Source organism: Nitrospirota bacterium, assembly GCA_016214845.1.
Classification (GTDB): Bacteria; Nitrospirota; Thermodesulfovibrionia; order UBA6902; family UBA6902; genus SURF-23.
This window is the reverse complement of the sequence record JACRMS010000018.1, coordinates 47,991-62,632: the sequence shown is the minus strand read 5'-3', so window position 1 is coordinate 62,632 and position 14,642 is coordinate 47,991. Positions and strand designations below refer to the sequence as shown.

The window sequence follows — 14,642 nt, the reverse complement described above, 5'->3', positions numbered from 1 at the left end:
TCATTGTTTTTTCTTTCAACACATAACTGCTTTTTCAAATCATTTACCCGATTAATTCATTCCATTGCCAACCGCTCCCAAAGCCACTATAATTTAATTAGGAAATAATAAATAGAAAGAAGGTGACACAATGAGGACAAGTATTTTGACGGTTATCGTTATTAGTCTGCTGACTGTTTTCTGGATTGAAACAGCAGGGGCCTTGCATAACCTGTTTAAGGAAATGGACAAGAACCAGGACGGGGTAATCGAGCGCGGCGAATTTTATGAGGACATAAAAAAGGACACCTTTAATAAAACAGATACCAATAAAGACGAGGCCATTTCGCCTGAAGAGTGGAATACCATGGAGGGCATCGAAAACAAGCAGGAGGTGTTCAGGTCCGTTGACAAGAACGCTGACAAAAGGATCAGTTTCCCGGAGTTTTCAAATTACGCCGATAAGTATTCAAATATCATTGAAGCCTTCATGGTCATGGACAAAAACAAGGACGGCGCCCTGGCCCCTGATGAAGTCTCGGTCCGTCCTCTTTTCAGGTGGATTATAATACGCTACTAAACTGAACTACCGGCTGCGGCAGTCATTGATAACTCCGCGCCAATCTGCGAAAATCAGTGGCAACTGCCGTTTTTATGTATAACGAACAACAGGAAGGAGGACAGGATGAGAAAATTTCTGATAGCTGGATTTTTTCTCACAGGTATTTTATTTTTAAATACCGTAGAGGCCATGCAGACAAAAGTGATCGTCAGGGTAAAATCAAAAGACGCGAAATTCGTCGGCACTTCAATGGGCGGCGCGCTCATTACGATCAAGGACGCTGAAACCGGGAAGGTCCTTGCAGAGGGACTGACATCCGGAGGAACAGGCGACACAAACAGGATCATGAATGAACCCGTACGGCGTTTTGCCCGATTGACCGATGACGCGACCGCAAAGTTTGAAACTACTGTTGACATTACGGAACCGGCGTTAGTCACGATTGAGGCGGAAGCGCCGGTGTCAAGGAAGCCTGATACCGTGAAAAGCTCAACACAGGTGTGGCTGATTCCGGGGAAGGACATGGTAGGAGACGGGATAGTCGTGGAAGTTCCGGGGTTCTCTGTTACCGCAGATGTTCCAGGGGAAATACGGTTGAGCGGCAATAAAGCAGCCGTTCCCGTACAGGCTAATATCGTAATGATATGAGGATGCCATTTGACCCCGGGCGGGTTATGGGATTCAAATAAATACGAGATCAAAGCCATTGTTAAATACAACGGAGAGATTATCAACACCGTCCCTCTCGGCTTTGCAGGCACGCCCAGTCTTTTTAAGGGTGAATTGAACGTCACCAGGAGCGGCACATACGAAGTGACCGTGTACGCGTATGACCCTCAAACCGGAAATACAGGCGTGAATAAAAAGACAGTGAAGGTTTTATAAAGACAACTCACCTCTTCTTGCAGGAGCAGGCCTGTGTGCCTGCCTTTTTATTGTTATAATTTTTATTGATTGAAGGGACAACAATGATCATCAAAAACGAAGACGTAAAAGCTGTCATCGCTGAAATCCCTGAAGGGCATAGACACCTGCGAACCACAATCTTGCTTCAGGACGGCACGGAGATGACATTCCAGGAAGCCGCTATTGCAAATCTCGTCAGGGCGTATGTGACCGTCAAGACCCATCCGAAAATAAAAAAGGTCGTGTTAAAGGGAACGCAGCTTCAGCAGAGAAAAGAAGGCTACGCGGAGTGGCAGTTGGTGGAGGATGAAGAAGAAACATAAGCTCCATCTGTTTAAATCTGAGGCTGTTATTTGACCGGCGTCCATCCGAATTTCACTTGCAGGCACCGGTCCTTCTCAGCGGCAATCATGAACGGATTATCAGGAGAACCTGCTTCCTCCGCTTTAAACATGGCTATTTTTTCACATTCATAGATTTCACGTTCTAAATCCTTTGCGCCTTTGGTCGAATGAGTATAAGGTGTTGAAGCGCAAGCGCTGATTAAAAGGACCAGCAAAATAAACATCCCTTCAGTCTTCATAAACTCCCCCTTCATTTTTTCAAGTTGAGATTGTTTCAGTAATCGGGAAACCCAATTTTCCCATCACCCCTGATTCAAAAAAAAATTGACCGATACATTTTTCAGTCAACACAGAATAAACATTCTGCAAATCGCCGCTACTAAATTTAACGGCAATTATGAACAATTTATCAATAGGGATATTTCTGAAATTTTGTCAGGAAATTAATCTGATAGATATACCTTTCCCTTAGTAGTAACAGGAGGCGAGATTCGCTCAATAGTAAAAAAGATATTGCGAGGTTGATGCAAAAACGGTCTTCTGACTAAGGGAAGTCGTATGTGATGGACGTCACATCACTTTGCAAGCGCTGAAAATAGAATAACGATATAAGATGGATGAATTAAAAAAATTGATCCGGCTTTTGAAGTATAAATGTCAAACTGGAAAATTATGATAATAAATGTATCGAACAAACTTCTGATCCTAATAATCATTTTTCTTGACGTGACCTTTTTTTCAATTAATAATATTTCAGCGATTCAACTGGACAATCTGCCCAAAAATAGAAATCATATACGTCTTTACAAAAACTTTGGGATAAAAGAGGAAATTTCGAGAAATAGATATGATCTGTCTTTCATTAAAGAAGTGAAGGATTCCGACCATGAACATATTGCCCTTATTTATGACTTGAACACTGAAATGGAAGTTCCCTCTGAAAAAGCCGCCCGGCTTGAGCAGTGGAGTATAAGTAACGGCCTTACTACGAGCGGCATACCTGAAAAGATGTTCCTGCATTTTAAAAATAGTGCGACAATAAATCTTCCGCTGAAAAACATGACAAATGCAACAGAAACGCGGACTGTTCCCGGCTGGGATACTACTAATCCTGCAGCATCAAGGATACCATCTTATTACTGGGGAGCCGGAACTGCTGATGCCCCTTTTAATTATGCCATGAACGTAGGCGATCCGGACTATCAGAGGTTTATGGCGGAGCATTATGTCCCCTATGTCTTGAACAAAGCAGACAATGCAAAGGTCGATGGGATTTATTTTGATACGGCAGTAGGTTATTGGCGTATAAAAAACGAGTGGATTGACGGCCCAAAAATTGTAGAATACGACAACTATTTTAAATATTTTACAGATGACTTTAATTTGTTAAAATCTGTAATTGCGAATATTCCTGCAGGCAAGATAATAATTGGAAACGGCTGGTATAGCTCTCCACAAGTACTTCACGGCTCTCAATGGGAAACATTAATAGATATTTCCAAACCTTTTAAAGAGTTCAAGAACAGCATTGATTTTGTCAGGAGCGATCTTTCCCGCGGATCAATTAATCTTTTCCAGTTTAATCCGGTTTATCACAAAAACTTCGCTCCACTTGGAATTCAAGTTCCTGTTTCCCGCGAAAGGGATCAAATCTACGCTTTGGCTGGTTATTATCTTGCGGCAGGAGACAGAAGCTACTTTGCATACGGAATGCATCCCTATATTGATTTCAATGGTGAATTATTTATCAGTGCAGTTGAAGTGGATGTCGGCTATCCTGAAGGGGACTACTATATTTTTTCAGAGGCAAATGAACAGGAGATAAATGTTTTAAAAGACAAGAACGGGGATTTCGAGATTCAAGACAGCAATAATGACCCCGCTTACTGGGTCCCGGCAGAACCGGTTGAGATAGCGCCTGCCTCTGACTGTCAGTTGAACGGGCAATGTGTGAAGATCGAATCTGCCGATGTTGTAAACAACAGCAACAGGCTGCCTGTCACGCTTAAACCACACACAACGTATTCGCTGTCAGGTTATATAAAGACTAAAGATGTAAAAGGGACCTACTGGTTTTCAGGAGCCAATTTTTATCCTTACGATTTTGATGATAGTACGCCTAAATCAGGTGAATGTGGAGCAACGTTAAATGGAGATACTGACTGGACATTCGTTTTTTGCACCTTTACCACCGGAGATGATATTTACGGTAACATTTATTTCAGATTATTTTATGCCCAGGGCGCTTCGTGGTTTGATAATATTAAACTCAGAGAAGGTTTGCTGCAGACGGTTTTGGCGAGAAAATATTCCAAGGCTTTAATTCTGGTCCGTCCGAGGATCAATGACCAGGCAGGCTACAATGACCCTGAAGTGTTCCGGATGCATAATATGTATCGGCAGGTGTCAGCGGATGGTAGTGCTGGCAGCCCGTCAAATATCGTGACATTAAATTCAGGTGAAGCGGCCATTCTGACATGTACTCACTGGAACGGGAATGAATATGCCGCCGGGGCAAACTGCGTGGCCGGAGATCTGGATAATGACGGTAATGTAAACAGCAATGACCTTACTATACTTAACAACTACAAGGACCAGCCGGCAAGTGCGTGCCCTGAGTGCGATCTTGATGGCAATGGAATGATAACAGATATTGATTCAAACAAATTAGAAAATATGTATACAATACTTGCCCCCGGCCCTGTCATAAACAACCCGCCATCTCCGCCTTCCGCGGCTGAGCTGGTCTCGCCAGCAGACAAGCAAACAGGATTAGATACGGCGGTCACCTTTAAATGGAATAAAGCACAAGACCCGGACGGTGACACAGTGACTTATAAACTCAGCTATTGTGCAAATCAGGACTTCATAGGCTGTGAACCGGTAAAAGTTGCTTCGCCTGTTCTTCAAGGGGTTTACTACGCAAGCACTGGCAGCACCGCAGAGCTGTTATTACTGGGAATGTTAATGGCTGCAAATATAAAAGTAAGGAAAAGGACCGTGTCGCTGATTGCTGCTATCGTTATTACTGGAGGTATTTTAATGGCCTGCGGCGGGGGCTCAAGCGGCGGGGATAGCTTAGGTATTTCTCTTGAGTCTGACTCCGATATAAGCTATACAGTGAACGGATTAAATCCCGGCACTGCCTATTACTGGAAAGTCACCGCAGAAGACGGGAAAGGCGGCGCAACTGAAAGCTCAATGAGGAGCTTCAGTATAAAATAATAATCCCGGCAAAATACCGCCGGAAATAAATCTCACCCTGCCTTCACCTTCCACGCGGTCCCGTCTTTTTTGTCCTCAAGGATGATGCCCTTGGCCTCAAGCTCTTTTCTGATCGTGTCGGCCTTTGCCCAGTCTTTCTGTTTCCTTGCCTCCTGACGTTCGGCGATCTTCTGAAGCAGGGACTCTTCTGAAAACTCTATCTTCTTCACCTTCATCAGGGACCTGTACCATTCCTCAGGCGTCTTGTTGAATATGTTCATGACTCCGCCGATCTCGGCAAGAAGCTCTCCGGTTTTAATCACAAGCTCCTTTGCCTTCTGCCCGGAAGGTTTTGAATCAAGAAACCTGTTTGCTTCTCTTATGAGCTCGAAGATAAATCCCAGGGCAGAGGCCGTGTTGAAGTCGTCATTCATCGCGTGATGGAATTTATCTTTAAAAGCAGAAAGCAGTTTTTCAAGGTCTGCGGAAGTCCCGGGCTTCTCCGCGGCCCCTGTTGTTTCAAGAAAATCCTTGTTCCTCGTTACTGTAGAGTAATACCTGTCAATGGAAAGCTCGGACTCGGTCAACTGCGCGTCGGAGAATTCGATCGGGCTTCTGTAATGGGTTGAGAGCAGAAAATAACGGACCACCTCCGGCTCGTATTTTTCAAGGATGTCCTTTATGGTGAAGAAATTTCCGAGGGACTTGGACATCTTCTCTTTGGCAACTGTGATGAAGCCGTTGTGCATCCAGTACTTCACAAACGGTTTGCCGGTATACGCCTCGCTCTGCGCAATCTCATTTTCATGATGCGGGAATATCAGGTCAGCCCCGCCTCCGTGGATGTCAAAGCTCTCTCCCAGATATTTTGATGACATCGCGGTGCATTCTATGTGCCAACCGGGCCTGCCCTTGCCCCACGGGCTTTCCCACCAGGGCTCGCCTTCCTTGGAAGATTTCCACAGGGCAAAATCAAGAGGGCTCTTCTTTTTCTCGTTGACCTCAACACGCGCCCCCGACATGAGATCATCGACGTTCTTTTTTGAAAGCTTGCCGTACCCTGAAAATTTGCCGACCTCAAAGTAAACATCCCCATCGACAGGATACGCATAGCCTTTATCAATGAGTCCCTTTATCGTCTCGATCATTTCCTTTATGTGGTCTGTGGCATTGGGTTCAAGATCAGCCCTGCCCACGCCCAACATATCCATGTCCCTGTAATATTCCTCTGTGTATTTCTTCGCGATCACGTCGTATGAGACGTTCTCCTTCGCGGCGCGGGCTATGATCTTGTCGTCGATGTCGGTGATGTTGCGCACGTGCGTTACTTTCAGTCCCTTGTATCTGAAATATCTCTTTATGATGTCAAAGACAATCGCGCTGCGCGCGTGGCCCAAGTGGCATACGTCGTATGCTGTTATCCCGCACACGTACATCCTGACCTGCCCCGGCGACAGAGGGACAAAATCCTCTTTCTTACCGCTCATCGTGTTGTAAACCTTTATTGTCTCGCCTTTGCCTTCCAATCCGCTGATTCTCCTTTCAAGTTCAGAAATGTAATTTTTAATCTCTTCAAATCTCTCATCAAGAGGGTCCGGCAGGTGCACCTGATCGAGCATCTCCACCAGCCCCTCGTTATAGATCTTCACCACTTTCTTTTTTATCACCCTGCCCGGCACGCCGACTACAATGGAATTGTCAGGCACGGAATGAAGCACTACTGAATTTGCGCCTATCTTGACGTTATCTCCTATCGTGATCGCGCCGAGGATCTTGGTCCCTGCGCCGACAACTATGTTGTTGCCGAGTGTAGGGTGACGCTTGCCTTTTTCCTTGCCTGTGCCACCGAGCGTCACCCCCTGGTAGAGAAGCACGTTCTCGCCGATCTCCGCAGTTTCCCCGATTACAACCCCCATCCCGTGGTCAATGAAAAATCCTTTTTTTATCTTTGCGGCAGGATGTATCTCAATGCCAGTGAGGAACCTCGCTAATTGAGATAAAAAACGCGGCAGCACAGGCACGCCGAGTTTCCACAGCCTGTGATTTATCCGGTAGAAGAATATCGCGTGAAACCCGGAGTACGAAAGGATGACTTCCAGCCTGCTCCTCGCAGCAGGGTCCATCTTGAAAACAGTCCTGTAATCATCCCTGACGTCATCCCAAAAACTCATAGGGGTTATTATACTTCAAAAAAGACGGAAGATGGAAAGATTAGAAGTTGGGAAGTTGGGATTTCTTAGCTTCTAATCTTCTCAGCTTCTTATCTTCGTCTTCTCATTTCACCTGTAATTCACAAAATCAATATGCACGTCGAAGTCTTTCTCTTTTAAAAGTTTGATCGCGGTCTGGAGGTCGTCAATCTTTTTGGCCCTGACGCGGAGCTGGTCTTTCTGGATCTCGGACTGGACCTTGAGCTTTGAGTCCTTGAGTGCTTTTACGATCTCTTTTGCCTTTTCAGTGGGGATGCCCTGCTGAAGAGTGACAACCTGCCTCACGGTGTTTGATGCCGCAGGCTCAATTTTCCCGTAGCTCAAGGCCTTCAAAGGCACCTGCCTTTTTATAAGTTTGCTTTGCAGCATATCGATAACGCTCTTCAGCTTGAACTCATCATCGGACGTAAGGTGTATCTCATTCTTTTCCTTGTTGAGCTCTATATTGCTCTTGCTGCCGCGGAAATCAAAACGCTGCCCCATCTCTTTTAGGGCCTGCTGGACTGCGTTTGATACCTCCTGCAGATCAACCTTGCTGACAACATCAAATGAATGCTCGTCTGCCATAATTTAGTCCTCCTTAATAACTTTTTGCTGCATTAATAATAGCCTGATTGGGCCGTTTGATGTCAATGAAGACCTGAATAACACAATGCCTTCACGGCGTCATTTTCCTTCACGCTGTCACTTGTAAAATCCAAAATCATTATGTTATAAAACAATCTAATTTAAATCGAACAAAAGGAGAACTTTTAATGAAAAAGACATGGCTTTTCGTTTTTGTATTTTCGCTGGCAATCCTTGCCGGATGTTCTCAGAAGGAGAAATCAGGCGTGGATGTTATAGCGGAGGTTGATAAAACTCCCATTACCAAGGACGAGTTCCTGAAGGAAATAAGCCGTATCCCTGACTGGGCAAAGGAACAGTTCAAGGGGAAAGAAGGCAAAGATAAATTCCTTGATGAACTCGTTAAGAGAGAACTTATATACCAGGACGCCAAAAAAATGGGACTTGACAAGGACAAAGAGTATCTTGAAAAAATTAAAGAGTTTGAAAAAATGACCCTGGTGTCCCTCATTCTTAAAAAAGAAGTTGAAGACAAGTCAAAGGTAGATGACGCAGACGTTAAAAGCTTCTATGAAAAGAACGCGGACAAATTCACCATCGGCACAACGATCAAGGCAGGCCATATTCTCGTTGACACGGAGGACCAGGCAAAGAAGATCTATGCCCGAATCAAAAAAGGAGAGCGCTTTGCCGACCTTGCAAAGTCACTGTCGAAAGATACAGGGTCTGCCCAGAAAGGCGGAGACCTCGGTTACTTTGCCCACGGGCAGATGGTACCCGAGTTTGAGCAGGCTGTATTGAAATTAAAACCCGGGGAAGTAAGCGGGCCGGTAAAGACACGCTTCGGCTATCACATCATTCAATTGACCGATATCAAAAAGGGCGAGACCGCGAGCTTTGAGCAGTCTAAGGAATCAATACAAAAACAGCTCCTCGCGGAAAAAAAGAGAGAGCTCTTTGAAAAATATATTGAAGGCTTAAAAAGCAAATATAAAGTAAGCAAAAATGATAAGGCCCTTGAGGCAATTACTATCCCCGCTGAAAGCGCGGGGGGGCAAAAACCGGCACAGCATCCATAGTCTATTTTGATAAAATTAAAAGCCCGCTCAGTTTAAAACTGTGCGGGCTTTTTTTGAGCGTAAAAGTTAAATTATGAAAGCACGGAGAAATTGTCATTCTCCGGCTTGGTGAATTTGTCATTGATAAGCATCTTCCCCCAGCACTCCCATCACCCACAACAGGTTAACGCCGGCTGCCCGGTAGTCCCTCCATGCGCGTGAAAGATTTCCCCTTGCCTGCAGGAGTTTCAGTTCAGCGTCTTCAACTTCAAGCCGGATTTTCACGCCGAGTTCATAACCCTTTTCGGAAAGGAACAACAGTTTTTCAGCCTGGGTCACAGTGCCGGACAGGGCGTCAACGATCTCCCTGGACTCACGCACAGCGTTCAGCGCCTCGCGCGCCTGCAGGGCAAAGGAATCGGCAAGTTTGGCTTCATCTATCCTTATGCTGCTGAGGTCGCTTTCAGCCTGTGCCACTCTTCCCCTCGTGCGCATCCCGTCAAAAAAAGGAAACGTCAGGAACAGTCCGGCGTTCCACGCCCTTCCGTCTAAATTCATATCTCCGAGTTCCAGGCTCTTCCACCCGTATCCGCCCCTGAATTCAAGACGCGGTTTGTCATCCGCATTGGCTATAGTGACCAGCTCCCCGGCAATGCTGACGCGGTGGCGGAGGTCTCTTGCCTCAGGGCGTTTCTCAAAGGCGGCCTTATAGATATGCTCATAGTCAGGGACTGCCGGATAATCCGTAACCTCCAGCTTGCCGGTGACATCAATTTCTCCATCCTCTAAAGCGAGGAAAAAGCGGAGCCTGTCAAGCGCGTCACGTATCAGGTTTTCCGTTCGTATAACTTCCGGTCCGGCATTTTTCACTGCAACTTCAGCAGCGAGGACATCATAATCCGTTGCAACTCCTGCAGTGTATTTGCGGCGCGCTTCTTCAAGATGCCGCTCCTTCTGCGCAAGGTCCTGGCGCGCGATGTCATGCAGTTCCCGTGAAAGAAGCACATCAAAGAAGACAATGGAGACATCCCTGGATGCGGCCTGACGATAGAGTCTAAGCTGCTCCTCCGCAGTCTTCATTCCCTCCTGTGCCGCCCTTATAGCGGCCCCGACCTTGCCCCAGGCAAATAAGGTCTGGGTAACGCCTACTTCACCGGAATACGTCTTCATCCTGTCAGAGATATTTCCCGCGGGAACTATCATGGTCTTGTCATGGCTGACTGCCGCCGAACCGGTAATGGTAAGCTGCGGTAAAGCAGCCGCCCTCTCTTCAACATATTTTCCCTGCACCCATTGGAAGTATTCCCTGGCCTTTTGAATATCGCGGTTTTTTTCTGCGGCTATATCCAGGGCCTGCTGCAGGGTCAAGACCTTTACTTCCCCCGCTGATGCGGAAAGGGGCAGCAGGAGGGTGATCATTAAAAATATGAATAAACGATAAAGTCTATTCATGTTGTCACAACCTTTTTTGAACTGAAGCGTCTCCGTATCCACACGCTGAAATCATCCAGTAATGTATATACCACCGGGACGACAAGCAGAGTAAGTACGGTCGATGTCAGAAGTCCGCCGATCACGGCGCGGGCCATAGGCGCGCGCATCTCAGCGCCGGAGCCGAGGGCAAAGGCAAGGGGCATCATGCCGAAGATCATGGCAAGTGTTGTCATCAATATGGGCCTCAGCCTTGTCCTTCCGGCTGTAATGACAGCCTCGTTCCTTTCCATGCCGCGTCCCTGCAGCACCTTTGCATAGTCAACAAGGAGGATGGCGTTTTTTGTGACCAGGCCCATGAGCATTATCAGGCCGATGAGAGACATGATATTTATCGTGTCGCCTGTGAGGAACAGCATCCCCGCCATACCGACTATGGAAAGGGGCAGGGAAAGCATAATGGCCATAGGTTCGAGAAATGATTCAAACTGCGCCGCCAATATCAGATAAACAAGTACCACCGCGAGGATGAGGGACTCTCCCATGTAGCCGAAGGACTCTGCCATGTCCTCTGCCTCTCCTGAAAAAACAATCTTGTAGCCGGGCTCCATCAAAATCCCTTCCGCGGCCTTCCGCACTTTGCTCACCGCAGTGCCGATAGGCACCCCGTCAAGGTTTGCAGTGATCACTACCTCACGGGTGAGGGCCTGCCGGTTGATCTCCGAAGGAGAATTGCTTACCTCATATGATGCGATATTGGACAGAGGCATAAGAGCAGAAGGCCCGTTCCCCCTCTGTACAGCAAACCGCAGGTTCTGCACCTGCGCAGGGTCCTCGCGCAGATATTCGGGAAGCCGGACCCGCACGTCAACGGAATCGCCGTCTTCGTCTTCATAAGTTGTGACTGCTTCCCCTCCCACAAGCGCGCCCACGGTGCGGACAATGCGGTCGGTCATGATCCCGGCATTCACCGCCTTTTCCCTGTCAACCGTGAGTTGGTATTCCGGGATGTCATTCTCCAGCGTCGCTTCGATATCAACAATGCCGGGGATCGTATACATTTTGTCTTTCAGCTCAGAGGAATACTTTTTCAACAATGCAATATCTTCTCCCCTCACATTTACAACAAGGGGTTTGATACTGCTTCCCACGCCGCCTGCTTCCTCAATGGAAATCTTGATCCCCGGGATACGCTGAAGCCTGCTTCGGACATCACGTTGAATGTCATCCTGTATCCTCTTTCTCTCTGAGCGTTCCTTGAGCTTAACGTAAACCACGCCGCTTTGCACTGTGCCGCTGTCACCCGCGCCGACAGTAGAATATGTATGATCTATTTCGGGAATATCCTTGAGCGCTGCCAGCATCGCGTTAAGTCGGCCGCGGCTTTCGCTGAGCGATGCATCCGGGGCTGTTTTAAAACTTACCTGAAATTCACCCTTATCGAAATTGGTCATAAAGGCGGATTCGAGCATTCCGAATATCATAATCCCTCCGACAAAGGCCGCCAATGCGGAGAACAGGACGGTCTTCCTGTGTCCCAGCGCCCATCCGATCAGACCGCGATAACGTTCAGCCATTCGTTCAAACATGTCATTGAACCTGTCTAACATGCGTGAGATGAAACCGCGTCTCCCCTCCCTGTGAATGGCCGGATCATGCCAGCGCGAAGACAGCATGGGATCAAGCGTAAAAGACACAAGCAGAGACACAGACACCGCAAAGGCCACAGTGATACCGAATGAGAAGAAGAACCTGCCGACGATCCCTTTCATAAAAGCCACCGGCACAAATACTGCAAGTATGGACATGGTAGTGGCAAAGACCGCAAGCCCTATCTCGCTCGTGCCGCTGCGCGCTGCCGCGAAATGGTCTTCGCCTTTTTCAAGATGACGGACTATATTTTCCCGCACAACAATGGCGTCGTCTATCAGGAGGCCTATTGCAAGCGAGAGCGCCATGAGCGTCATGATGTTTAACGTCATGCCGAGCGCGTTCAGGATGATAAATGATGAGATGACCGATATGGGCAGCGTGACCCCGGTTATGACCGTGGAGCGCCACGAGTTTATAAAGCAGAAGACTATCAGGACCGTGAGAAAGCCGCCGATGATCATCGTCTCCTGCACGTCCTTCAGAGAATCAAGCGTCATGATCGATGCGTCGCGGACTATTTCCAGCGTGACGGTCTCCGGAAGTTCGGACTGCAATTGATCCACGCGCTTTTTGATCGCGTTTACTACGTCAACCATGTTCGCGCCGGACTGCTTCTGTATGTCAAGCGCCACCGCCGGGATGCCGTTTACCAGCGCAAGTGAGCGCTCCTCTTCAATACCGTCAACCACCTCCGCGACTTCTGAAAGCCTGATCGGCCTGCCGTCGCGTTCAGCGATCACCATAGAGCGGAACTGGTCAACGCGGTCAGGTTTTCCAGCAACGCGGAGCGGGTACTCTGTATTGCCCCGGTTCAGCCTTCCGAGCGGGGTATTCACATTTTCCGACCTCAATCCGTTTATCACGGTGTCAACACCGATGCCGAGGGACTCGACACGGACCGGGTCGATTACGACATTGACCTCTCTCGTTGCGGAACCGACAAGATCGACCTTTCCCACCCCGGCAACGGTTTCGAGCCTGCGCTTTATCTTCTTTTCAACCAGGAGGGTAAGGTCCCGGCTTGAAAGAGACGAGGAACGCACAGCAACCGATATGACCGGCAGGGCGTTGAAATCGAGCTTCTGTATAATCGGGTCTTCTATGCCCAGGGGCAGCTCACCCCGGACAGCGTTGATCTTCGCGCGTGTCTCCTGCGCCACTTCATTGATCTTCTCTTCAAGACGATATTCCACCACAACGGTAGAGACACCTTCGCGTGAATATGAGAGGACGCGTTTCACCCCGGCCACGGGGTTTACCGCCTCCTCGATCTTCTTTGTCAATTCCCTCTCAACGCTCTCAGGAGACGCGCCGGGAAATTTTGTTACAATCGAGACTACGGGAATCTCAACATTGGGATACATTTCGACTGACAGGCGGCGGTATGAAAATATTCCTAATACAACAAGGGTCAGCATCATGACCGCTGCAAGCACAGGTCTTTTTATGGAAAGGTCGGAAAGCAGCATCTCTACCTCCCCTTACCACCGGCCGTAACGACCTTGTCGTTGTCCTTCAGATTAAAACCGCCTCGCACAACTAAAAGTTCTCCCTGATTAAGACCTGAAACTATCTCCACCTGGTCACCCGCAACTGCCCCTGTGGCCACTTCCCTGTAATGCGCCTGGTCAGCTTCTACCGTGTACAGACCTGCCTTCTTTTCCGCAACATTTAAACCGATCAGGGATGAACGCGGGACCTGAATGATATTTCTCCTGGTCCCTGTCTCGATCCTCCCCTTTGCAAAAAGGCCGCCTTTTAATTCCCCCGATGAATTGATCACCTCGGCAATGACCTTTACCGACCTGTCAGCTTCGTCCACAGACGGGTTTATGAACATCACCTTTCCTGAAAAGGTCTTGCCCGGAATAGCATCAACAGTAAACGTCAGCGAATCCCTCACCTTTATGGAAGCCATATCTACCGACGGGACCGAAACGGTGAGTTTGAGTATCCTGTTATCTACGACCTTAAATAGGGCCTTGGCTGCCCCGGTGTCGCTGGCAAGATCACCCACATTCACGTCCCGAAGTGAAACGACTCCATCCATGGGTGAAAGTATCATCCCTTTGGAAAGGCGCGCCTGGAGCGCGCGCAGTTCTCCCTCCGCAGCGCCGATCTGGGCGCGCGCAGCCTCAACTGCGGCATTCGCCGCCGCCGCCTCTGATTCCGCATCCTCATAATTCTGCTGTGTGGCAAGGCCGAATTCTCTGAGCTTCTGCATCCGTGCCTTTTCACGCTCAGCACGCTGTGCAGCGACCTGTGCCTGAAGATATCCTGCCTTTGCCGATTCAACCGAGGCGCCGGCCTTGTTTACAAGCGCCCCGGTCTCACTCAAGTCTATTCTGGCAAGCGGATCATTCTTCCTGACTCTCACCCACTCGGTGACATAGACCTCGCTTATAAGGCCGGGGATCTGGGACTTCACCTCTGTCTCGAATTTCGGGGTGAGGGTACCAACTACGTCAAGGCCTTCTGCCAGGTCTGAAGCTGAAACTGACAAGGTCTCCACTGCCACCGGGGGACGCCCGGCATTGGTATCCTTTTTTCCGTCAGCGCTTTTTGAAGAACAGCCTGATGTCCAGAGGACAGAAAGTAAAATGATAATTAAAAAATAGGGATTAGGGTTTAGGGATTGGGGGTTGGTTTCTCTACTAATCCCTAATCCCCAATCCCTACTCTCCGGTATTTGTTGATTCTTGAAATAGTTACTGAGTAATAACATACC

General features: G+C 48.2%; 12 protein-coding genes. 6 read left to right on the top strand and 6 right to left on the bottom strand.

Annotated features, from left to right (window positions below):
- Nucleotides 1–130: 130 nt before the first annotated feature.
- From HZB61_05185 to HZB61_05170, 4 genes are all read left to right on the top strand, one after another.
- Nucleotides 131–559, top strand: a complete 429-nt coding sequence (locus HZB61_05185) for an EF-hand domain-containing protein (protein MBI5055993.1) — start codon at nt 131–133, stop codon at nt 557–559.
- 105 nt (nt 560–664) lie between these two features.
- Nucleotides 665–1,189 carry a hypothetical protein gene (locus HZB61_05180; GenBank protein MBI5055992.1) on the top strand — a complete coding sequence of 175 codons (525 nt, stop codon included), beginning with the start codon at nt 665–667 and terminating at the stop codon, nt 1,187–1,189.
- Nucleotides 1,190–1,198: 9 nt separating this feature from the next.
- Nucleotides 1,199–1,426, top strand: a complete 228-nt coding sequence (locus HZB61_05175; GenBank protein ID MBI5055991.1) for a hypothetical protein — start codon at nt 1,199–1,201, stop codon at nt 1,424–1,426.
- Nucleotides 1,427–1,491: 65 nt separating this feature from the next.
- Nucleotides 1,492–1,770 (top strand): hypothetical protein, encoded by a 279-nt coding sequence (locus HZB61_05170; protein MBI5055990.1) that lies wholly within the window; start codon nt 1,492–1,494, stop codon nt 1,768–1,770.
- A gap of 26 nt (nt 1,771–1,796) precedes the next feature.
- Here the strand turns inward: HZB61_05170 and HZB61_05165 are convergent, their stop codons facing one another.
- Nucleotides 1,797–2,030 carry a hypothetical protein gene (locus HZB61_05165; GenBank protein MBI5055989.1) on the bottom strand — a complete coding sequence of 78 codons (234 nt, stop codon included), beginning with the start codon at nt 2,028–2,030 and terminating at the stop codon, nt 1,797–1,799.
- A gap of 415 nt (nt 2,031–2,445) precedes the next feature.
- Between HZB61_05165 and HZB61_05160 the strand changes: the two genes are divergently transcribed.
- Nucleotides 2,446–5,016: a hypothetical protein gene (locus HZB61_05160; GenBank protein ID MBI5055988.1), complete on the top strand. Its 2,571-nt coding sequence runs from the start codon at nt 2,446–2,448 to the stop codon at nt 5,014–5,016.
- 32 nt (nt 5,017–5,048) lie between these two features.
- Here the strand turns inward: HZB61_05160 and HZB61_05155 are convergent, their stop codons facing one another.
- Both HZB61_05155 and HZB61_05150 read right to left on the bottom strand, forming a co-directional pair.
- Nucleotides 5,049–7,166, bottom strand: coding sequence for a cysteine--tRNA ligase (locus HZB61_05155; GenBank protein ID MBI5055987.1), 2,118 nt, complete (start codon nt 7,164–7,166; stop codon nt 5,049–5,051).
- 108 nt (nt 7,167–7,274) lie between these two features.
- Nucleotides 7,275–7,772: a YajQ family cyclic di-GMP-binding protein gene (locus tag HZB61_05150; GenBank protein MBI5055986.1), complete on the bottom strand. Its 498-nt coding sequence runs from the start codon at nt 7,770–7,772 to the stop codon at nt 7,275–7,277.
- 188 nt (nt 7,773–7,960) lie between these two features.
- Here HZB61_05150 and HZB61_05145 point away from each other — a divergent pair, with 188 nt between their 5' ends.
- Complete coding sequence (locus tag HZB61_05145) at nt 7,961–8,851, top strand: peptidylprolyl isomerase (protein MBI5055985.1); 891 nt, start codon at nt 7,961–7,963, stop codon at nt 8,849–8,851.
- Between the two features lie 117 nt (nt 8,852–8,968).
- Here the strand turns inward: HZB61_05145 and HZB61_05140 are convergent, their stop codons facing one another.
- The 3 genes from HZB61_05140 to HZB61_05130 are packed head-to-tail and all read right to left on the bottom strand — an operon-like array spanning nt 8,969 to nt 14,639.
- Complete coding sequence (locus HZB61_05140) at nt 8,969–10,282, bottom strand: TolC family protein (protein ID MBI5055984.1); 1,314 nt, start codon at nt 10,280–10,282, stop codon at nt 8,969–8,971.
- The gene (locus HZB61_05135) at nt 10,279–13,383 is read right to left on the bottom strand and encodes an efflux RND transporter permease subunit (GenBank protein MBI5055983.1); all 3,105 of its coding nucleotides are present in this window, start codon (nt 13,381–13,383) and stop codon (nt 10,279–10,281) included. The genes HZB61_05140 and HZB61_05135 overlap by 4 nt, the downstream gene beginning before the upstream one ends.
- A gap of 2 nt (nt 13,384–13,385) precedes the next feature.
- Nucleotides 13,386–14,639, bottom strand: a complete 1,254-nt coding sequence (locus tag HZB61_05130) for an efflux RND transporter periplasmic adaptor subunit (protein MBI5055982.1) — start codon at nt 14,637–14,639, stop codon at nt 13,386–13,388.
- Nucleotides 14,640–14,642 lie beyond the last annotated feature (3 nt).

Bases quoted from the DNA above. Each gene is read 5' to 3' on its own strand.
- HZB61_05185 (MBI5055993.1), top strand. From the start codon at position 131: ATGAGGACAAGTATTTTGACGGTTATCGTTATTAGTCTGCTGACTGTT.
- HZB61_05180 (MBI5055992.1), top strand. From the start codon at position 665: ATGAGAAAATTTCTGATAGCTGGATTTTTTCTCACAGGTATTTTATTT.
- HZB61_05165 (MBI5055989.1), bottom strand. From the start codon at position 2,030: ATGAAGACTGAAGGGATGTTTATTTTGCTGGTCCTTTTAATCAGCGCT.
- HZB61_05160 (MBI5055988.1), top strand. From the start codon at position 2,446: ATGTCAAACTGGAAAATTATGATAATAAATGTATCGAACAAACTTCTG.
- HZB61_05155 (MBI5055987.1), bottom strand. From the start codon at position 7,166: ATGAGTTTTTGGGATGACGTCAGGGATGATTACAGGACTGTTTTCAAG.
- HZB61_05150 (MBI5055986.1), bottom strand. From the start codon at position 7,772: ATGGCAGACGAGCATTCATTTGATGTTGTCAGCAAGGTTGATCTGCAG.
- HZB61_05145 (MBI5055985.1), top strand. From the start codon at position 7,961: ATGAAAAAGACATGGCTTTTCGTTTTTGTATTTTCGCTGGCAATCCTT.
- HZB61_05140 (MBI5055984.1), bottom strand. From the start codon at position 10,282: ATGAATAGACTTTATCGTTTATTCATATTTTTAATGATCACCCTCCTG.
- HZB61_05135 (MBI5055983.1), bottom strand. From the start codon at position 13,383: ATGCTGCTTTCCGACCTTTCCATAAAAAGACCTGTGCTTGCAGCGGTC.
- HZB61_05130 (MBI5055982.1), bottom strand. From the start codon at position 14,639: ATGTTATTACTCAGTAACTATTTCAAGAATCAACAAATACCGGAGAGT.